The sequence below is a fragment of the Vibrio sp. Vb2960 genome (assembly GCF_033337665.1).
In the GTDB taxonomy this organism is placed as follows: domain Bacteria; phylum Pseudomonadota; class Gammaproteobacteria; order Enterobacterales; family Vibrionaceae; genus Vibrio; species Vibrio alginolyticus.
The window spans coordinates 57087-74830 of sequence record NZ_JAWORD010000005.1 but is presented as its reverse complement, the minus strand read 5'-3'; the positions used below and the strand labels follow the sequence as shown (position 1 = coordinate 74830).

Annotated in this window: 22 protein-coding genes; 15 read left to right on the top strand and 7 right to left on the bottom strand. The window is 43.3% G+C overall.

Annotation, left to right across the window (positions count from 1 at the left end; all coding sequences use genetic code 11):
* Positions 1-55 precede the first annotated feature (55 nt).
* Positions 56-1237, top strand: coding sequence for an FIST signal transduction protein (locus tag R7O03_RS05865; protein WP_318131580.1), 1182 nt, complete (start codon positions 56-58; stop codon positions 1235-1237).
* The gene (locus R7O03_RS05860) at positions 1227-2948 is read left to right on the top strand and encodes an ATP-binding protein (RefSeq protein WP_213971245.1); all 1722 of its coding nucleotides are present in this window, start codon (positions 1227-1229) and stop codon (positions 2946-2948) included. Before R7O03_RS05865 ends, R7O03_RS05860 begins: the two co-directional genes overlap by 11 nt.
* Before the next feature lie 173 nt (positions 2949-3121).
* Here R7O03_RS05860 and R7O03_RS05855 read toward each other — a convergent pair whose 3' ends face one another.
* A complete protein-coding gene (locus tag R7O03_RS05855) occupies positions 3122-3490 on the bottom strand; it encodes a DUF3693 domain-containing protein (RefSeq protein ID WP_031817143.1) in 369 nt (122 codons plus the stop codon).
* Between the two features lie 112 nt (positions 3491-3602).
* On the opposite strand from R7O03_RS05855, the gene R7O03_RS05850 reads away from it, so the two are divergent.
* The 11 genes from R7O03_RS05850 (at position 3603) to R7O03_RS05800 (ending at position 10908) form a co-directional block, all read left to right on the top strand.
* Positions 3603-4214, top strand: coding sequence for a hypothetical protein (locus R7O03_RS05850; protein WP_213893850.1), 612 nt, complete (start codon positions 3603-3605; stop codon positions 4212-4214).
* Between the two features lie 26 nt (positions 4215-4240).
* Entirely contained in the window at positions 4241-4426 is a 186-nt protein-coding gene (locus tag R7O03_RS05845; RefSeq protein WP_268981512.1) for a hypothetical protein, read from the top strand.
* A complete protein-coding gene (locus R7O03_RS05840; protein ID WP_318131579.1) occupies positions 4410-5558 on the top strand; it encodes a replication initiation factor domain-containing protein in 1149 nt (382 codons plus the stop codon). The genes R7O03_RS05845 and R7O03_RS05840 overlap by 17 nt, the downstream gene beginning before the upstream one ends.
* 3 nt (positions 5559-5561) lie before the next feature.
* Complete coding sequence (locus R7O03_RS05835; protein WP_017822035.1) at positions 5562-5915, top strand: DUF1293 family protein; 354 nt, start codon at positions 5562-5564, stop codon at positions 5913-5915.
* Positions 5916-5926: 11 nt separating this feature from the next.
* Positions 5927-6172, top strand: a complete 246-nt coding sequence (locus tag R7O03_RS05830; protein ID WP_017447549.1) for a hypothetical protein — start codon at positions 5927-5929, stop codon at positions 6170-6172.
* A 10-nt stretch (positions 6173-6182) separates the two neighbouring features.
* A complete protein-coding gene (locus R7O03_RS05825) occupies positions 6183-6416 on the top strand; it encodes a membrane protein (protein ID WP_017447548.1) in 234 nt (77 codons plus the stop codon).
* A gap of 477 nt (positions 6417-6893) precedes the next feature.
* Complete coding sequence (locus R7O03_RS05820; protein WP_318131578.1) at positions 6894-8078, top strand: methyl-accepting chemotaxis protein; 1185 nt, start codon at positions 6894-6896, stop codon at positions 8076-8078.
* A 1-nt stretch (position 8079) separates the two neighbouring features.
* Positions 8080-8394 (top strand): DUF2523 family protein, encoded by a 315-nt coding sequence (locus R7O03_RS05815; RefSeq protein WP_318131577.1) that lies wholly within the window; start codon positions 8080-8082, stop codon positions 8392-8394.
* On the top strand, positions 8391-9533 hold the full coding sequence (locus R7O03_RS05810; protein ID WP_021033879.1) for a zonular occludens toxin domain-containing protein: 1143 nt from the start codon (positions 8391-8393) through the stop codon (positions 9531-9533). Before R7O03_RS05815 ends, R7O03_RS05810 begins: the two co-directional genes overlap by 4 nt.
* Positions 9534-10003: 470 nt before the next feature.
* Entirely contained in the window at positions 10004-10723 is a 720-nt protein-coding gene (locus R7O03_RS05805) for a zeta toxin family protein (RefSeq protein ID WP_318131576.1), read from the top strand.
* Between the two features lie 17 nt (positions 10724-10740).
* On the top strand, positions 10741-10908 hold the full coding sequence (locus R7O03_RS05800; RefSeq protein WP_318131575.1) for a hypothetical protein: 168 nt from the start codon (positions 10741-10743) through the stop codon (positions 10906-10908).
* Positions 10909-10966: 58 nt separating this feature from the next.
* Here R7O03_RS05800 and R7O03_RS05795 read toward each other — a convergent pair whose 3' ends face one another.
* The 4 genes from R7O03_RS05795 to matP form a co-directional block, all read right to left on the bottom strand.
* Entirely contained in the window at positions 10967-11332 is a 366-nt protein-coding gene (locus R7O03_RS05795) for a regulator (protein WP_318131574.1), read from the bottom strand.
* A 522-nt stretch (positions 11333-11854) separates the two neighbouring features.
* Positions 11855-12178: a hypothetical protein gene (locus tag R7O03_RS05790; RefSeq protein ID WP_031778962.1), complete on the bottom strand. Its 324-nt coding sequence runs from the start codon at positions 12176-12178 to the stop codon at positions 11855-11857.
* A gap of 114 nt (positions 12179-12292) precedes the next feature.
* Complete coding sequence (locus tag R7O03_RS05785; RefSeq protein WP_005377468.1) at positions 12293-12604, bottom strand: DUF3634 family protein; 312 nt, start codon at positions 12602-12604, stop codon at positions 12293-12295.
* A gap of 15 nt (positions 12605-12619) precedes the next feature.
* Complete coding sequence (gene matP / locus R7O03_RS05780) at positions 12620-13069, bottom strand: macrodomain Ter protein MatP (RefSeq protein WP_005396497.1); 450 nt, start codon at positions 13067-13069, stop codon at positions 12620-12622.
* Between the two features lie 210 nt (positions 13070-13279).
* Between matP and R7O03_RS05775 the strand changes: the two genes are divergently transcribed.
* Entirely contained in the window at positions 13280-14920 is a 1641-nt protein-coding gene (locus R7O03_RS05775) for an AAA family ATPase (protein ID WP_005377458.1), read from the top strand.
* A 70-nt stretch (positions 14921-14990) separates the two neighbouring features.
* Entirely contained in the window at positions 14991-15509 is a 519-nt protein-coding gene (gene fabA, locus R7O03_RS05770; protein ID WP_005390081.1) for a bifunctional 3-hydroxydecanoyl-ACP dehydratase/trans-2-decenoyl-ACP isomerase, read from the top strand.
* 140 nt (positions 15510-15649) lie between these two features.
* Here the strand turns inward: fabA and rmf are convergent, their stop codons facing one another.
* Positions 15650-15823: a ribosome modulation factor gene (rmf, locus tag R7O03_RS05765; protein ID WP_005377453.1), complete on the bottom strand. Its 174-nt coding sequence runs from the start codon at positions 15821-15823 to the stop codon at positions 15650-15652.
* A 181-nt stretch (positions 15824-16004) separates the two neighbouring features.
* A complete protein-coding gene (locus tag R7O03_RS05760; RefSeq protein ID WP_318131573.1) occupies positions 16005-17738 on the bottom strand; it encodes a DUF3466 family protein in 1734 nt (577 codons plus the stop codon).
* Positions 17739-17744 lie beyond the last annotated feature (6 nt).

The window sequence follows — 17744 nt, the reverse complement described above, 5'->3', positions numbered from 1 at the left end:
GAGAAAATTGGTTGGAATGGTATAACAGCAGAGTGATATCCAATTATAAAATCGTATGCATTGCCAATCAGTTTTTACTCATATTAAAGATGAAGACTCAGCGATAAAAACGCTCAGGTCCGAATTGACACAACAGAGCTTGTCTTACGTGATGTGTTACTACACGGAAGAATACAATTTTGAGTTGATTCGAGAAGCGTTTCTTGCGCATTTTCCTTGTGTGCCTTTTCATGGCGCCAGTTCATGTCAAGCCGTAATGACAGATCAGGGCTTTCATACAGGCCCAGTAATTGCGGCACTTGCTGTTTATGATACAGGCCCTCATGCTTATGGTACTGGTATTTCTAATCATAACTCAGGTGACAGTGTCACTAAGGCTTTGGATATGGCCCTTGAGAGCGCTAACCGTGTAGGAGAGGTACCAAACTTAATTCTACTTCATGCCACACCAGGGCAAGAGGAATCAATCATTGCGTCTATAGATGAAAGATTTGGAACTCTAATTCCAATTATTGGTGGTTCAGCCGCTGATAATAACATCGCTGGGAAATGGTCTGTGATAACCGCCCAAGGCTCTCAAACTTCAGGTTTAAGCTTAACTCTCTTTTACTCCTCTCAACCTGTTGATATCGCTTTTAGCGCTGGACATACACCAACTAATATCAAAGGTGTTGCAACCAAGACCAACGATAGATGCTTACTTGAAATTGATAACGAACCTGCGCTCAATGTTTATAGAAGGTGGACAAATCACCAGGATAACCAAGTAGGTAAAGATAATATGCTGTTTACAAATTCGAGCGCTTATCCATTAGGGCGGATCGCAGGTCATCTCTATGATCGCCCATATTACAAGTTATCCCATCCGATCCGTGAGACGCAAGATGGTGGAATCGAGTTGTTTACACGAATAGAAGAGGGTGACGAGCTCACATTAATGAAAGGAAGTCGTGAGTATCTCGTTGCGCGCGCTGCAAAAGTCGTCAATGCCGCTTTTAACCAAAAATTAGAAGAGTCTCGAAAAATTGGAGTGATAAATATCTTTTGCGCAGGTCCCATGTTGCACTTAATGCAAGACATGAATAGCGTTTGTGAACAAATTAACCAAGAACTAGAACATTTGCCTTTTATTTGCCCTTTTACTTTCGGCGAGCAAGGTAGATTTATTGGTGGTGAGAATGGACATGGAAACCTGATGATTTCATCGGCTATATTCCATAAACCTTATGAAAGATAAATACTTAGACATATATCAACAGGAAGCGCTTCAAGAAGCGTTAGTTGAGCTAAAGCAGGCTAGACAAAGAGAACGACTACTCGCCGATGAAAACAAGGCCATTCTTTCCGCGATATCTGCGATGAGTGAGGCAAAGAATCGGCATGAGATATTTACGGGATTAAACAATGTCCTCAAAAAGTACATCAACTTCGATGATTTTATTGTACTGACTCGTGATGGTGAACGATATCCCTTCAAGACATTGATATCAACTAATAGCGTATTTGATAATGTATCCTGGTTACACGGTAACACCTATCAAAGAGCTCTCAATGGTGAATGCATTCTACTGTTCGAGCCAGATAAACTCGCTGAGTTTGTTAACTTAAACAGCTTTATAAAAAGCCATGTAAACTCGGTCGTTTTAACTGGTATACGTTCAGAAGTAACGCAAACCGTAATCCTACTTATTGGAGCTCAGAAAGGGCACTTTAGCATAGAGAATAAGGAAACCTTGAGGCGGTTTCGTCCCTTAATTGAAAGGGCGGTCATTGATATCGAGACCAAAGAGAAGTTACAACGTATCGTTGAAGTAAGAACAACTCAGCTCGCTAAAGCAAGAGAAGAAGCAGAGCTTGCGAACCGGTCTAAGTCGGAGTTCTTAGCGATGATGAGTCATGAAATAAGAACCCCTTTAAATTCCGTTCTTGGAATGCTAGATATACTGAAGCAATCAACCTTGTCAGAAGAACAAATTGATGCTTTGAGCCAAATGGAGTGCTCTGCAGAGTTACTTCTCGCGATAATCAGTGACATTCTTGATCTCTCTAAAATCGAGTCAGGTCGCTTTCAGCTCAATGAACAATGGATTAATTTAAGAGACACTGTCACTTTTGTCATTTCTCAGCAAAAACAAATAGCTAAGAAGAAAAATCTCCAATTTAAACTCAACTGTACTGTCACTAATGACAAACAATTTTGGATTGACTCCACGCGGTTATCTCAAATCCTGTTTAATCTAATAGGGAATGCAATAAAGTTTACAGACGAAGGTGAAGTAAAAGTTTCTGTATCTGAGCAAGATGCTGAACTTGTGATCTCAATATCTGACACTGGAATTGGTATATCTAAAGCAAAGCAAGAGCACTTGTTTACGGCATTTCATCAAGGAGACCGTTCCATCACGAGACGCTTCGGTGGTACAGGACTGGGGCTCGCAATAACCAAGCATTTAGTTGAAATGATGCGTGGAAAGATTGCCGTTAAAAGTGATGAGCATGTTGGTTCAACCTTTACGATTTCGATTCCAGTTTTGACTCGTTGTAATCAAAATCGTCCAGTTAGAATCGAAACCAATCAACCGACAAAAGCAATGGAACTTCTCGTCGTAGAAGATACCGAGTCGAATCAGTTCGTAATAAAGCTTATCTTAAATAAGCTTGGCCATAATGTTCATATCGCAAGCCATGGAGCAGAGGCATTAACATTTTTAGAGGAGCATGAGGATTTAATCGATTTGATTCTCATGGATGTCTCGATGCCGGTGATGGATGGAATTACTGCAACAAGGCTTATTCGAGATAAAGGCCTCAAGACTCCAATTATAGCGTTAACTGCACATGCGCTAGAAAGCGATAGAGATAAATGCCTGGATGCAGGGATGGACGGATTCATTTCCAAGCCAGTTAGAAGACAAGATATCTTTGAAGCTATACAGTCATTTCAATAAGTAAAAAGGCGTTAATATAGATCTTAACAATCGATAGATTATTAAGATCTATATTAAGTATTTTATGGTAAATAACGATTATGTTTAATGCTCACTGTAAGGCCCTTAAATTTAAAATCTGCAGGGGAATAGGAGCATACTCAGACAACATTTAGCGTACAGCAATACATAATTTAACATAACACATATAATGCGCACTGTAATAGTGATTCCTGTGGACTTGCAATCACTAAAGCCAACCCGGCACAAACCATTGAAATGCTTGATAATCCAAGTCCGTTATACTTTTTTGCAATGCTTTCCCACATGCTTTTTATAGCTGGGTTTTCATTGCGATCAGCGTGACATCCTAGCAACGCAATCTCCGGGTCTATACCTGCGCCGTGTGCTAGAAAAACTGCTTCTTCATCAGTAAGTTGTCTAACACCTTTGCGAATTTTACTAATCTTCGGCGGGTCTAGATTCAAATCGTGCGCAACCTGCTTATCTTGTACGTAGTTTTTCGCCTTTTTGTAGGCGTTAATTAGTTCAGCTGTGTACATAAGAACCTCCATTTCTTCTCATTGTAGCCACAAAGTTGCCATAAATCGCATCTTGCAGTTGCCATTCTTCGCAACTACGATTGCCATAAATCGCAATTGGTCAGGTGTCATTATGCTTACGGAACAAATCAAATCCCTTATCGAAAATGAATGTGCGCTTAGTCCTCGACTTACTGGCGTGTTCTTCCGTAAGCACCTGAATCAATCTATGTATGATGATGACGGCCAACTCACTGAGTTCGCCATTCAATGTCATCACTACTTTAACGAACTCAAACGCGCTGCTGAGCAAAAAGCCTTTCATGCTCGTCTTGAACAGCGTCGTCTTCAACACGAACAACAGCAAGAATCCGTTAAACGCGTTAATCAGTCCGTAAAGAAATCCGCTAACCAATCACGAGCTCAGTTCATTGGTTCTCTGCGCTTTGAACTGAATCAAGGCGTTCTGATGGTTCGCTCAGTTTCCCGTTCAATGCCAACTCCAACCAAATGGATTCGTCGTTATCTCAAGAAACTTGGCGTACGTCGCGTTGGTAAGTCTTTGTCTAACGGTGTTTTATTTACTGGTGACGCTGTCACTGAAATCCTTACTTGTTTGCAAGCTAAACAGGTTAAGAACGACACCATACCGTTTGAACTGAATATCAGCGCCCTGCCGATTTTAACTTGGTTTCGTTCGCCACTCAGCCTTGGCACTCCAACATTGGAGGCTCAGTACTCATGAACGAAGCTCAAATCATCTAGTACGACTTGCTGCCTGACTACACGGTGTCTGTGTTGGTCAAAGGTTGCGACGAATGGGATTTGCTTAAATCCATGTCTCATCTTGAGTCTTGGGCTTCGTCTCAGTTCGCTTCTTATGAGTTGGTGTCCATCACCAACACGACCGTTGAACAACGTATCAATTTGGGGGTGTTCGATGACTACCGCAACTAACATCCTCAAGAAGTTCGATGAGCAAAGCGTTCATATTGATTACCTGTGTTTTACGTTTGCTGTGAAAGACTTACGCCATTGTCATGATGCGGTTCGTCGATTGCACAAGCATGAAGAATACAAAGGCTTTGCCAAATCAGGGCTGTTACAGCGTCACTGTCGTGCGCCTAAGTTCCCTGCTCCACCTGTGTTTAATCCGACGGTTGCTAAGACGTCAGAAGAAATTGAAGCCTACAACAAAGCCTTTGATATCTGCTATCGCAACTATTTGGAAGACTGCTTGCGCATCTTCACCAATCAAGTGCTTGGTTTGTCGTTGTCTGCGCCTCGCGGTTTGGGTTTCCAGTTCTACACCGAATCCATGAAACTGACTTCGCCAGATGGTGAAGACTTCTGCGGCTTCGTTGGTATCGGCGGTAACAATGACACGGTGCATTTCCAAATCAACGGAACGGGATGCAAGCATGTATTTGCCCGTCGTCCTACGTGGTCGCTGCATGACTGGCTGACTAATGTCCTTGGTGTGCAAACTCTGGCGCGTGTTGACTTGGCCTATGACGATTACGACGGGATTTTTGATTGCGAATACGCTTACAAGGCGTGGCGTGACGACTGTTTCCGCACCGCAGAACGTGGCCGTGGTCCGGTGCTTCATGAAGATATGACCATTGCCAGTATCGGCAAAGATGGCAAACCGATTTACACCAAAGAGCAATACTCGATTGGTTCGCGTACCTCGCGCATTTACTGGCGTATCTACAACAAGGCGCTTGAGCAGAAACTCGCGAACACGGGTCTTGTCTGGTATCGCTCCGAAGTCGAGCTTAAAAAATGGAATGTTGATGTGTTGCTGAATCCAGCTGGCGCGTATGCCGCGCTCAATGATTTCGCAGCCTCGATTTCTACTGCAAAGAAATTCAATACCAAACCTGTCCCGACGAAACGCGCGGCGTTAGACCTGTTGGCCTCTGCGCATTGGATGCGTCGCCAGTACGGGAAAATCCTTAATGCACTTATCGAGTTCCATGAGGGCGACATTGAAACCGTGGTCGGTTCCCTTGTCCGTGATGGAACGAAATTCACCTTCCCCGATACCTACGGCAAGTTGGTGACTCACATATTGGAGACTTAACAAATGGCTAAATCCGTTTTTGTACTTGGCATGGATATCACTTGGAACTCAGCACGTGGTGACAGTGCTCAACTGAACGTGTCGCGTCCTCTACGTGAAATCAACTCAGAGAAATTCAAACGCCGCACTATCGGTGAATCCGGTGATGTGAATCCACAGTGGGACCAACCGTTGATGATTGATCATCAATACGCCCTATTACTTGAGCGCACAGGTGCTCTCGTTCCTCGCCGTGAATACCAATTGCGTTTGGAGATTAACCCAGACGATCCATTGGCAGGTGCCATTGTGACAGAACTCATTCCTGTGGATGACGACATCAAGAAACATTTTGAAGCCTCGTTAAAGGCTAAATAAGGAATTTCGTTATGCCTGTGTGTGCTTTACCTAACGCGGACGGTTTTCTCGCTGTCGTTCCTGACATTGAAGCGGCTTCATGCAGCGGTTATGTCATGGTCACGGCTCAAGAATATGACACGTTAATGAGCTACACACAGCTGACTCCAGGAGAGATATCTCAAGCGTTCAGCTTGGGTTTCACCTTGGTGTTCGTTGGCGGATATCTCTCAACTTACGCCATCAAAATGGCAATACGTTTAATAAAACTACTTTGAGGAATCTGTTATGAAACGTCTAAACGCGCTTAAAAAGTTCGGTAAACAAGCGGTGGCAACCGTCACTGTTGCGGTGCTTTCTGTCCCTGCTATGGCGGCGGAAGGTGGTGCTGCTGACCCGTTCTCCGCTATCGACTTATCTGGTGTGGCAACCAAAATCGGCGCGGCAGGTCTGGTGATTGTCGGCATTACTATGGCTTACAAATCCATCACTCTTGCTAAGCGTGCTGTGAACAAGGCTTAAGTTTATGTTGGCCGTTCTCCACGATGTCCAACTCATCGTCTTTGTGCTTTTGGGTGGCATTGCCGGATACGTGGCCAGCCAAAACTTTAGAGGATAAGGGGGCTTCGGTCCCCTTTTTTAATGGTGAAAACGTGAATAAATCACTCTTTTTGCTTCTGTTTTCGTGCTTGTTCCTGTCATGGCATGCAAGCGCAGCTCAACCTACTTACGCTGTGAGAGATGTTATCGCTTATCCCGACTGTAAGCTGTCTAGGGGGATGAGAGTTAATCCTTATTCTTATGTCTCTTGTTATGAAAATAAGTTTGTTCGATACAAAGACTTCTCCACTAAGTCATGTTACATGGATAGCGATGAGTTCGGCTTACGTATAATGTGTAATACCGACAGCTCTTCTTTCCCGAAAATTCAAACTGTATGGTTCCGTCATGATACTGCTAAGTGTCCAGCTGACTATGAAATGATAGAGGATGGTGACAGTGTCACCTGCGAACCTATCGTTCCTGCCTGTGAGTATGGTGAAAACCCTGACGGCACCTGTATGGACGCTTGCCAGTTTAAAAAAATCCATTGATGAAACCAAGCTGCTTCAATGGCTGGCGTACGTCTACGGTGAACAAGTTACTGGGGCATGCTATGGCGATTTTGGCGCAACCCGTTGCGAACTAGAACGCATTCCTAGTGATACCACGCTGTGTACGGGCGTTGATTCTGGCGAATGGACACAAAACACAATCTGTTATGGAACGTTCCAGTTCAAAGGCAATCAGTGTGAAGGCGGCACACTCTTCTGGGGTAAAGATGGCCCTGACACCCCTATTATTCCTGATGACCCCATTCATGACCCTGACGACCCGACAGGTGACATCGAAGACCCTAGCGTATTACCTGACGACTCAACCAATACGGTGAATCCACCGGATACCGACAGTGAGCCAGACGTGGAAGAGCCTGACACCGATGAATCGACAGACACGGCAGTTCTGAAAGCCATTACTGGGATGAATAAGGACGTCAACAAAGCCCTGAATGACATGAACATCGACATCAATCAAGCCAGTGCTGACGTTCAAAACCAAATCATTGCGCTGAATGCGTCGATGGTCACCAACACGCAAGCCATTCAAAAGCAGCAAATCAACGACAACAAGATTTACGAAAACACTAAGGCCCTTATCCAACAAGCGAACGCTGACATCACCACGGCCATGAACAAGAACACCAATGCCGTTAATGGTGTGGGTGACGATGTAGAGAAAATTGCAGGGGCAATGGATGGTATCGCGGATGAAGTTTCCGGTATTTCTGACACCTTAGACGGTATCGCAAACACAGATACGTCTGGCGCAGGTACGGGTGGTACGTGTATCGAGTCCCAAAGTTGTACTGGCTTTTATGAGTCGGGCTATCCCGATGGTTTAGGTGGTTTGGTGTCCGGTCAGTTAGATGATCTTAAACACAACACCATCGACAACTTTGTGAACTCGTTTGGTGACCTCGACTTATCCAGTGCCAAGCGCCCTTCTTTCGTGCTCCCTGTGCCGTTCTTCGGTGATTTCAGTTTTGAGGAACAAATCAGCTTTGATTGGGTGTTCGGTTTTATTCGCGCGGTGCTCATCATGACGTCAGTGTTTGCGGCGCGTCGTATTATTTTTGGAGGTTAATATGGATTGGTTAGTCGATTTATTTAACAAGTTGTTGGTGTTCCTCTATCAGCTCTTAATCTCGCTGGTCAACATGCTCAAAGACCTGTTCTTTTGGGCGGTTGAGCAAATCATGGCAATGGTGAATCTGTTGCTCTCTGGTGTGTTCTCCCTATTCGCTCCGGTCGATATGAGCGAGTACATGACCAGTATTCCACCTACGGTGGCTTGGGTCATGGCGGCGGTCGGTGTGCCTCAATGTCTGTCTATCATTCTGGCCGCTATTACGGTGCGCTTGATGCTGCAATTGATTCCGTTTACGAGGTTAGGCTCATGATATACGCCATAGCAGGAAGACCAGGTGGCGGTAAAACCTATGAGGCGGTTGCCTATCACATCATTCCAGCCATTAAAGATGGCCGCAAAGTCATTACCAATATCACCTTAAACATTGATTGGTTCGTTAAGGTATTTGGTGAAGACGTTCGAGAACTCATCAAAATCGTCGATGGCCGTTTAACGGATTTTGGTTCAACCTCGCGCCCGTTCAGTCAGATTGAAGACTACTCGGACGAATGGCGCAATGAAAAAGGACAAGGACCACTTTATGTGGTCGATGAGGCGCACATGAGCTTGCCAAGTCGAGGCTTGGCCGCGCCCATTCTAGAATGGTACTCAATACACCGTCACTACGGTGTCGATATCATCTTGCTCACGCAGAACATCCGCAAAGTGCATCGAGACATTAAGGACATGATTGAAGTGACCTACCGATGCACAAAGAACACGGCCATGGGTTCAACCAGTTCTTACACCAAGAAAGTGCAAGATGGTTGTGCCGGTGAAGTGGTGAACACCTCTACCCGATTTTATAAGTCAGAGTACTTCCCGTTCTATAAGAGTCATTCGCAATCCAACAAGCAAGTGCAGGAAGCCGAAGCAAAAGACATTCGCCCGTTCTGGAAGCGTTGGCCTGTCGTCGGAACGGTGGTGCTGCTATCGCTTGGATTGGTTTTCAATATCTGGGCTTGGTGGCCGGAGCCAGAGCAACCGCCCGACCCCGTTAAACCACCGCAACCAGTACAAACGCAGCTGCCTGATGGAACGCCAACGGTAGATACGGCAGAAACCAAAGCGAAGAAGAAAAAGAAAGCATCAGGATTCGGGCCTTTGGAAGATTACGACTTCTACATCACCGGATACGCAAAGCAAATCGCCTACGCCAAACGGCTGAAGTATGCTGCCGAACTCGACCGTGACCTGACGTTCTACAAGATATACATCGATGTGTACGATGGCCGCGACAAGCTATTCAGTTTCGATCATCTGGACTTGGTAAAGATTGGGTATCAGTTCGAAGTGTTGAGCGACTGCGTATATCGAGTGACTTGGGAAGAAACAGAGAGGATCTTCACGTGCGGCCAAAGAGAAAAGCCATCAGACATATTGCAGCAAAACATGCCTGTCCATATCTAGACCGCTCGCCACAGCGTCGAAGCTAGCGCAGTCTGCGTAGACCGAGGAAGCGGAACATGTAGGACACCAAACCTTGGCACTTCCACACCGAACTTAATCATGGGGCTCTGTACGAGCCCTTTTTTATTACGTGCGCGGTATTGCGAGCATTTTGGGAGGGGCCCGCTTTGCGGGAGGGACCTAAAAGCGGAGCAAACCCCCGAATCTGTATTACGGGGGTAAATTCCACCACAACTCAAAGTGTTACCGCCTACATACAAAATCTAATTTTTTAACTTTCTGTTGGCTTTAAGTTTTTATTATGCAAAATTGGCTCTAAACTGGAAGAAGGCAATCTTTTACAACTGATGCAGTTACTTACCACAGAGTAAAAACCATTACACTTAGATAAGTTGTTAATTTAATAGAGAATAAATGGTTTGTTATTTTGTCGCCATGTAATATAAACACTAAAAATTGAGAGTTAAAAATTGAATTTTGATGAGGCCGAAACTGAAGTCATAAAAAGAGCTGTTAGCTTTGCAAAGAGAAATAGAACCAAAATATGTAGAAGGATTACTGACAAAACCATCTACTTACCCGAGAAAGATCCCGTATCCGTGTTTATGAGTGGCTCTCCTGGTGCAGGCAAAACTGAGTCATCTAAGGAACTTGTCGCCTCTATCTCTGATGGGCAAGGAAAAGTTCTTCGCTTAGATCCAGACGATTTGCGAGTCGAATTTGATGAGTATGATGGTTCGAATTCTTATTTATTTCAGCGAGCAGTCGTAATCCTAGTAGAGCGCGCTATTGATTATATCTTTAATAATAGTCAAAGCTTTCTCTTAGATGGCACATTAGCTAGCTACAACGTGGCAGAAAAAAATATACTAAGATCCTTAGACAAACGTAGAGATGTACTGATAATATTCGTGTATCAACGTCCCGAACTTGCATGGGAGTTTGTTCAGGCGAGGGAAAAAATGGAAGGTAGAAAAATTTTACCTAAGCATTTTGTAGAACAATTCTTTGGCTCTCAAGAGGTTATAGAAGCGTTGAAACTCAAATTTGGTAACAGAATACAGGTGGATTTGTTAATGAAAGATAATGACGGTAGCACTAGAGCTTATCATTATAATGTTAATAGCTTGAAACCGTATCTGAAACCGAATTATACTTTAGAAAGTGTTAATAACATTGTAGGCATTTAAGGTAGATAGGAGGCTTTATGTTCAACTTCAACAGTAATAAGAAGGTAGCTTCTACACCGCTGTCGCATTTTGTTAAACGAACTTCTTCAGGTGATAAGAAGAAAGTTTATAGAAGAGTGATAGTTGCAGCTTCAGAAGCGCAAAACTCAACAATAGAACAAGCGAAGGATAAATCAGTTGCATAATCAGTCGCATTCTTCTTCATTATAACGATTTAAAAAAAGGCTCCGATAGGAGCCTTTTTTACATCATATCTCTCAGTGCCCTCGCATATTTCAGCACTTGACCAGCCGCTTCTAGATCCGTCAATGCTCCAATCTCTAACAAAGCGATTCCGGTCAAAATTTGTTGAGCTGTCACCAATTGACCTGTTGGAAGTTCTAATCTATCGTAATGCATTTTAAAGTTCTCCCATTGCTCTGATGGGCTCAGTTCCCTTCCCTTTGTCATTCTCATGAGCCGTTTACACTCAGGCGGAATGGTTTTCCCCTTATCCCATTCTTTGACCGTTCTCACAGTTTTCAAACAAAGTTCAGCAGCTTGTTCGACGGATAAACCACATTCAAATTCACGAAAAATATAGTTTTTAGTCATTTCGTGATACTTCATTGAATAGTCCCTCAAAAGAGAGACATTTTATAGGACTGGCATATGCAATCGCATTCAACATAAGCAGATATAATGCGCACTGAGGAGAGTGTAAACTCAAGGCAATAATGTCCGGTTTTAGACACTTTAAAATGTCATCTTAAGATTAACAACATTGTTGGCTTTTGAGGCTTTAACCGAGGTTCCTGTGGACTTGCAATCGCTAGTTTGGTTTGTGGTTATGCTTACGAAGCAAATCAAATCTCTTATTGAAAATTGATGCGCGCGTAGTCCTCGACTTACTGGCGTGTTCTTCCGTAAGTACCTGAATCAATCTATGTATGGTGATGATGGCCAACTCACTGAATTTGCCATTCAATGGCATCACGATTACTAACTTAAGCGCTACCAAACAAAAAAGCCTTTCATACTCGCCTCGTACAACAGCAAAAATCAGCTAAACGCTCTAATCGCTCCGCAACGAAATCTGCCAAAAATCACGAGCTCAGTTCACTCGCTCTTAATCAAGGCGTTCTGAAACATTTATAAGCCTGTGGTTATATGGAGGCGAATGTACTTTTCGGGGAATTTGTAACGATAGCGTTTTCCTTTCTTCAAGTTGGACTTAACGTACCTACACACTTTTTGGTCACCACTACTGGTTACTCTTTTTATTACTGCGTTTTTACTTTTGTGCTCCATTTCTATCATGACGTCACAATAACCTTGATAGCTATCAAACTTATTGTCTACTTTCTTTTGAAGCTTAGTCTTAATCTTTTTAGCCAACAGGTTCGTTTCTGAATCGTCAGCAAAAACTGAATTACTTGCAAAGATCAATATCATTAAAGTTACAACGTATCTCATCGTTTTGGTCCGTTTATGTTGTTGATTGTTCGATGATAAGTAATTTTTCTGTAGATACGAAAATGGGACGCCACATTGCGTCCCATTTAACATGATGAAGTAACTGATATGTAATTAAGCGCGCTTCTTGCCTTTGTTTGCTTTGAAGCCCTGGTGCGGAAAAACGTTACGAATCCTCTGTTGAACTTTTTTGGGAATGCCCTTGGAAAAGCTTAAGCGCATTCCTGTTCGTTGGCTATACACCTTCATTTCACCAGTAAACGGGTTATGCTCACTAATATCCTGTAAGTTGTGTTTGAAAGAAGGAGGTAGGTGCCCTTTTACGTTACTAATATGGCCATTATCGAACTTTACTTTTAACACCGGCCTATCGACTGCGATCAACCAAAAGATCACGATGGCTGCAATTAAGATTACATATAACATTTGGCACTCCCTATCCTAGCTAGATAGCAATTTACTCAAATCCTCTTTAATTGAGGTAACTTTTTGACTCGCTTTTTCACTTCTCGACGCTTCGGAAAGCAAATATTCAATTGCGTCAGATAACGTACAACCAAGTTCATTCGCTCTACTAGAAAGCTTTTCCCAAACTCGGTAATCTAAATCAATGGATTTCTTCTTTGTATGGACTTGCTCTGCATTGAAGTGACGTTTCCGTTTCGCTCGGATAGCCTGCTTGAGTTTATTATCTAACTCTTCTGACATGTGGTTTTCTATCCAAGCTAAGACAAGTGTAGGCTCGTGTTCAAGGCGTTTTAGTTCTGCGACCGCTGCATCTGCTTCGCTTGTATCAATATGTCGGGTAATCGCTTCACCATCTTTCCATTTTTTGATGAGATACTTCCATTTCCACCCACATTCTAGATTCTCAAGCTGCTGATATTTCATTTGTTCCGACCCATAAACATAACCTAGTGACAGCGTAACCCAGATGGTTTACTTGGGCAAATAAAACTCTTAGAAGTATCGATGTTGATCACTCATTTGTCTAAGTATTGTTCATTGAGAGATGAATGCCGAGAGCAAACCAAATTGGTGCTAGGGTGTTATAGTCCGTTTCGTTATAATGTCGGCAAGATTGAATTACGATGAATTTTAATGAACCAACTTAATTGGCAAGACGTAACACCTTCACTTGAGCAGTACGAAGCACTTTTAAAGTCTGCACCTTCGTTACCAAAGAAGTCTTTTACTGATCTCCAACCGAGAATGTCGGCAACGATATCTCGTTTTTCAAAAATTTCCGGATTGACGCGAGTACTACTCATTAACTGCGTAGATAATTCTGTATATAGAGAGTTCATCAGTAAAGCTCTTCAGAGCCAGTCTAACGCTGCGATAGTTTTTTCGGAATCACTTGATGCCAAACGTTTATTTGACCGTTACAGTGTTGATGTAAGTGGTGATATTGCCTTCCAACCTGGTTTAATTTCACAGGCAGATAACGGTTACTTAATTGTACCGGCTAATCTAATTTTGGCTAACCCAGGGCTTTGGCCAAATATAAAGTCTGCAATTCAACAAAACCTTATCGAGCCACTGAACCTAAGCCCTACTCGTTTACCTACTTCAGTACCGCAAGCTAAAGCTTATGATGTAAAACTGATTGTAACAGGAGAAAGAAGTCAGTTAGCAGAGCTAGAATACATCGATGAAGACTTCTGTTCTGGCTTTGCCATGTATACGGAAGTTGAAGAAGATATTCATCTGTCAGAGCAGAATTTGACAGATTACTTTGGTTTAGTGAACTGGATATGTTCTCAATATCAGCTGCCTCACTTAACTGAATGTGGTTTTAGAAGATTGTTGCTAGCCGGTATGAGATTTACTGAAGATCAACATTATCTGCCTTTAGGAGTAATGTGGCACTCTCAACTTCTAACGCTTGCCAGCCAGTTCAGTGATGGTCACGCATTAGATTACAAGTCGTTAGATAAAGCGATTGACGACAAGTATTACCGAGAATCTTACCTTCCTCAGCGTGCCGTGTACGATATTTTAGATGGCCAAGTCATCATTGAGACAACTGGGGAACAAGTTGGTCAAATCAATGGCCTAACCGTTATTGATATGGCTGGGCACCCTGTCAGCTATGGTGAGCCTGCACGAATATCTTGTGTAATTCATTTTGGTGATGGCGATGTTTCCGATGTTGAGCGCAAAGCTGAACTTGGAGGCAATCTACATGCAAAAGGCATGATGATTATGCAAGCTTTCTTGAGCTCTGCTCTGAAACTGGATGAACCACTGCCTTACTCAGCCTCCATCGTATTTGAACAGTCTTATAGTGAAGTTGATGGTGACAGCGCATCTCTTGCAGAACTTTGTTGCTTGGTAAGTGCTTTATCTGAATCTCCAATTAATCAACAAGTTGCGGTTACAGGAGCTGTTGATCAGTTTGGTCGAGTGCAAGCCGTCGGTGGCTTGAACGAAAAAATTGAAGGTTTTTATCAGGTTTGTAAACATCAAGGTTTTACAGGAAATCAAGGTGTTGTGATGCCAAAATCAAACCTTAAACACCTTGCATTACATAAAGATGTAATAGAAAGCATTAAAAATGGTGAGTTCCATATTTGGTCCGTTTCTACCGTAGATGAAGCTATTCCGATTGTAATGAATAAACCTTTTAGAGGTGAAGACGATAGCATTATTGGCAAAATAGCGGAACGTATTGAAAACTTTGAAAGACATGAGCATCCAGAAGGAATTGTGCAGCGCATCAAAAACTGGTTTGTCTAGTACTGATCGGAGTTGTTTAGCGTACACGTGTTCACTAAGATGCAGCTATCAAAAATTGGAGTAATTGATAATGCAAAACAAACGTGATTCTTATAACCGTGACGATCTACTTGCTTCTAGCCAAGGCGAACTGTTTGGGCCTGGTTACCCTCAGCTTCCTGCGCCAAACATGCTAATGATGGATCGTGTTACTAAAATGTCTGAGACTGAAGGCGATTTTGGTAAAGGTTTGATCTTGGCGGAATTGGATATTACTCCAGATTTGTGGTTCTTTGACTGCCACTTCCCTGGCGACCCTGTAATGCCGGGTTGTCTTGGCCTTGATGCGATGTGGCAACTTGTTGGTTTCTTCCTTGGCTGGGTTGGTGGCAAAGGAAAAGGTCGTGCTCTGGGTGTTGGCGAAGTGAAGTTTACAGGTCAGATCCTGCCAACAGCGAAAAAAGTGACGTACGAAATCCACATGAAACGCGTTGTAAACCGTAAACTTGTGATGGGTTTGGCTGACGGTCGTGTATGTGTGGACGGCAAAGAAATCTACGTAGCAAAAGATTTGAAAGTTGGCTTGTTCCAAGACACTTCAAGCTTCTAATCACGATTTTAATCGATTTATTAAGGCTCCTATTTAGGAGCCTTTTTGTTATCGAGTGTTAACCTACTTCCCTGTGTACCTATAATGTAGAAAAGGCTCCGTAGAGCCCTTTCGAATCCTTCTTTTTGTATGTGGAGAGTTTATTTGTAGAGACCAGATTGTCTTTCATCTCTGGCATCACGCCAACCACCTAACCAATACGACCGAGCATCAACTTGTTGATATGGGCAAGCCTCTTGAGACCTTCCATTCAACCCAGCTTTGTAGCCTTGAGATTGAGCTCGTTCTAGGCGATCACGCTTTTGTCTCTTCATAGTTAATTCCTCATACAGGTCCATTTACTAACGTACAGCTGTTATTGTGAAACTTTGATGGAGTTTTTATGACTCCACTTATAAGAATCGATCAAAGTAGGCAATTTCTCAAGGCATAAAAAAAGCAGAGACTCAAATGTGTGAGCCTCTGCTTGATTTAAAAATTACTGACGATTTTTAACTATTTTCTACGGAACCCAAACAATCCAAGCATGGTCAAAGCTAACCAACCAAGGCCTGCACCTTGACGCTCTGTCGTCGTTGAGTCAATGCTTCGAGATACAATGTCATCCTTAGTTGCGTCAGCAATGGGTACTAGTTTTACTGCTACAATTTGCTCTTCAGAGCTACATGTCGCATTGTTTGCTGTTGTGCTATAACCACCTGCACATTTCATAGCAGTACCAGAGATCACACCTGCATCATTGATATCAGTTGCGTCGATAATACGGAACTGATTGTTTTGTTCAGAGTAATCACCGCCGTTAGTCAAACTGTCTAGGAACCAAGCTTTTCCATTGAATAATGTTGTAGCACGTTCACTAGTCTCGCCACCTACGCTATATGGATAGATAAAACCGCGCTTACGACGTGGCTTGCCATCGTCTTCACGAGTCGTTTCCGCATCAAGTTGCCCGACGATTTCATTGTAAGAGTTGATACCGCCCATCTTACCGCCCGCACCGCTAAAGAAAATGCCAGTAGTTGGGTAAAAAGCGCTAATAGAATCCTTACGAACATCATCTACGATAAAGAGACGATTCGGAGCAGAGCCCGTTGGCATTAAGTATCCGCCCGAACGTTTCGCTTCACCAATAGCAACAAAATTAGAGTTAACGTCGGTTAATCGTGAGTTTGTATGAACCGTATCATCACCTTCGCGCTGTCTAGCTCCTACAACAACTTTATTTTTCCAAGTTGCGTTTTCAACGCTACCTTCGGCTTCTAGAGTTCCGACAAAAACAGTCGCATTCAGGTAGTTATCATCACTGTAAGTGTTGTAACCTACGCCATAGACCGTAGTTCCATCAGTGACAAGGTCACGCATGCTCCCTTGAGCTAACCTTTCTCCATCTTTAGATGTGCCACTTGGCCAAGCCAATTCACTGACGGTTCCGCTTTGATCCCAAATCGCTGCTTTTGATGTGTGGTGAGATCCATTGGTATTGCTTGCTGTTCGAGAAACACTGCCAACAGTAAAATTGCCGTCTGTGCTCCAAGCATGGCTTTGCACAACACTTGCGTCACCATCGCCAGTAAGAATATTTGGCTCTACTGGTGCAACTACGGTATTTCGTGTTTCTAATGTAGAAGTATTTTCTGTGCTAACTTTACTCTGATTACCGACAGCTGCACCATCCTCGGTAAGCTGGTTGATAACATTGTTATATTCATTTTTATAAGCAGCAGAATCTTCTTCTATGAACGCTAACGCATTAGAAGTAAAGTCTTTACTACGTTCTTTGTTCCACGGCGTCCAGTTTACTGAAGCCCAAGAGTCACAGGTGGAATAGCGAAGCTGGTTGTAACAGTAACGCTCAAAGTCTTTGAGTTCTTGGATGTAATAAAAGCCAGCGTCTAATCCGAATGGGATTTCTTCACGATAGCTGTTCCCATCCACGGCTTGTGTCGCTGAAATCGGTGTAGTGCGAGTTTCCATTGCAAGTTTAAACTGCTCTGGCGTGCAGTTTGCTGCTGCATCAAAGCAGCCTAAAGCGAAAGGTGAACCTGTTGAAGGATCTGTACCTGCATCGCCCTGTTGAATTGCAACCCCGTAAGCCGTTTGGTAGTCACCGTTTGAACCATGATCCTGAGGTGAAACCTCAACAACTTGATACAATGCCGCCTGTGCGTTCATTGTGGTACCAACCATCATTGCAATGGCGGTCAATTTGAATTTATTACTACAATTCATTGAATT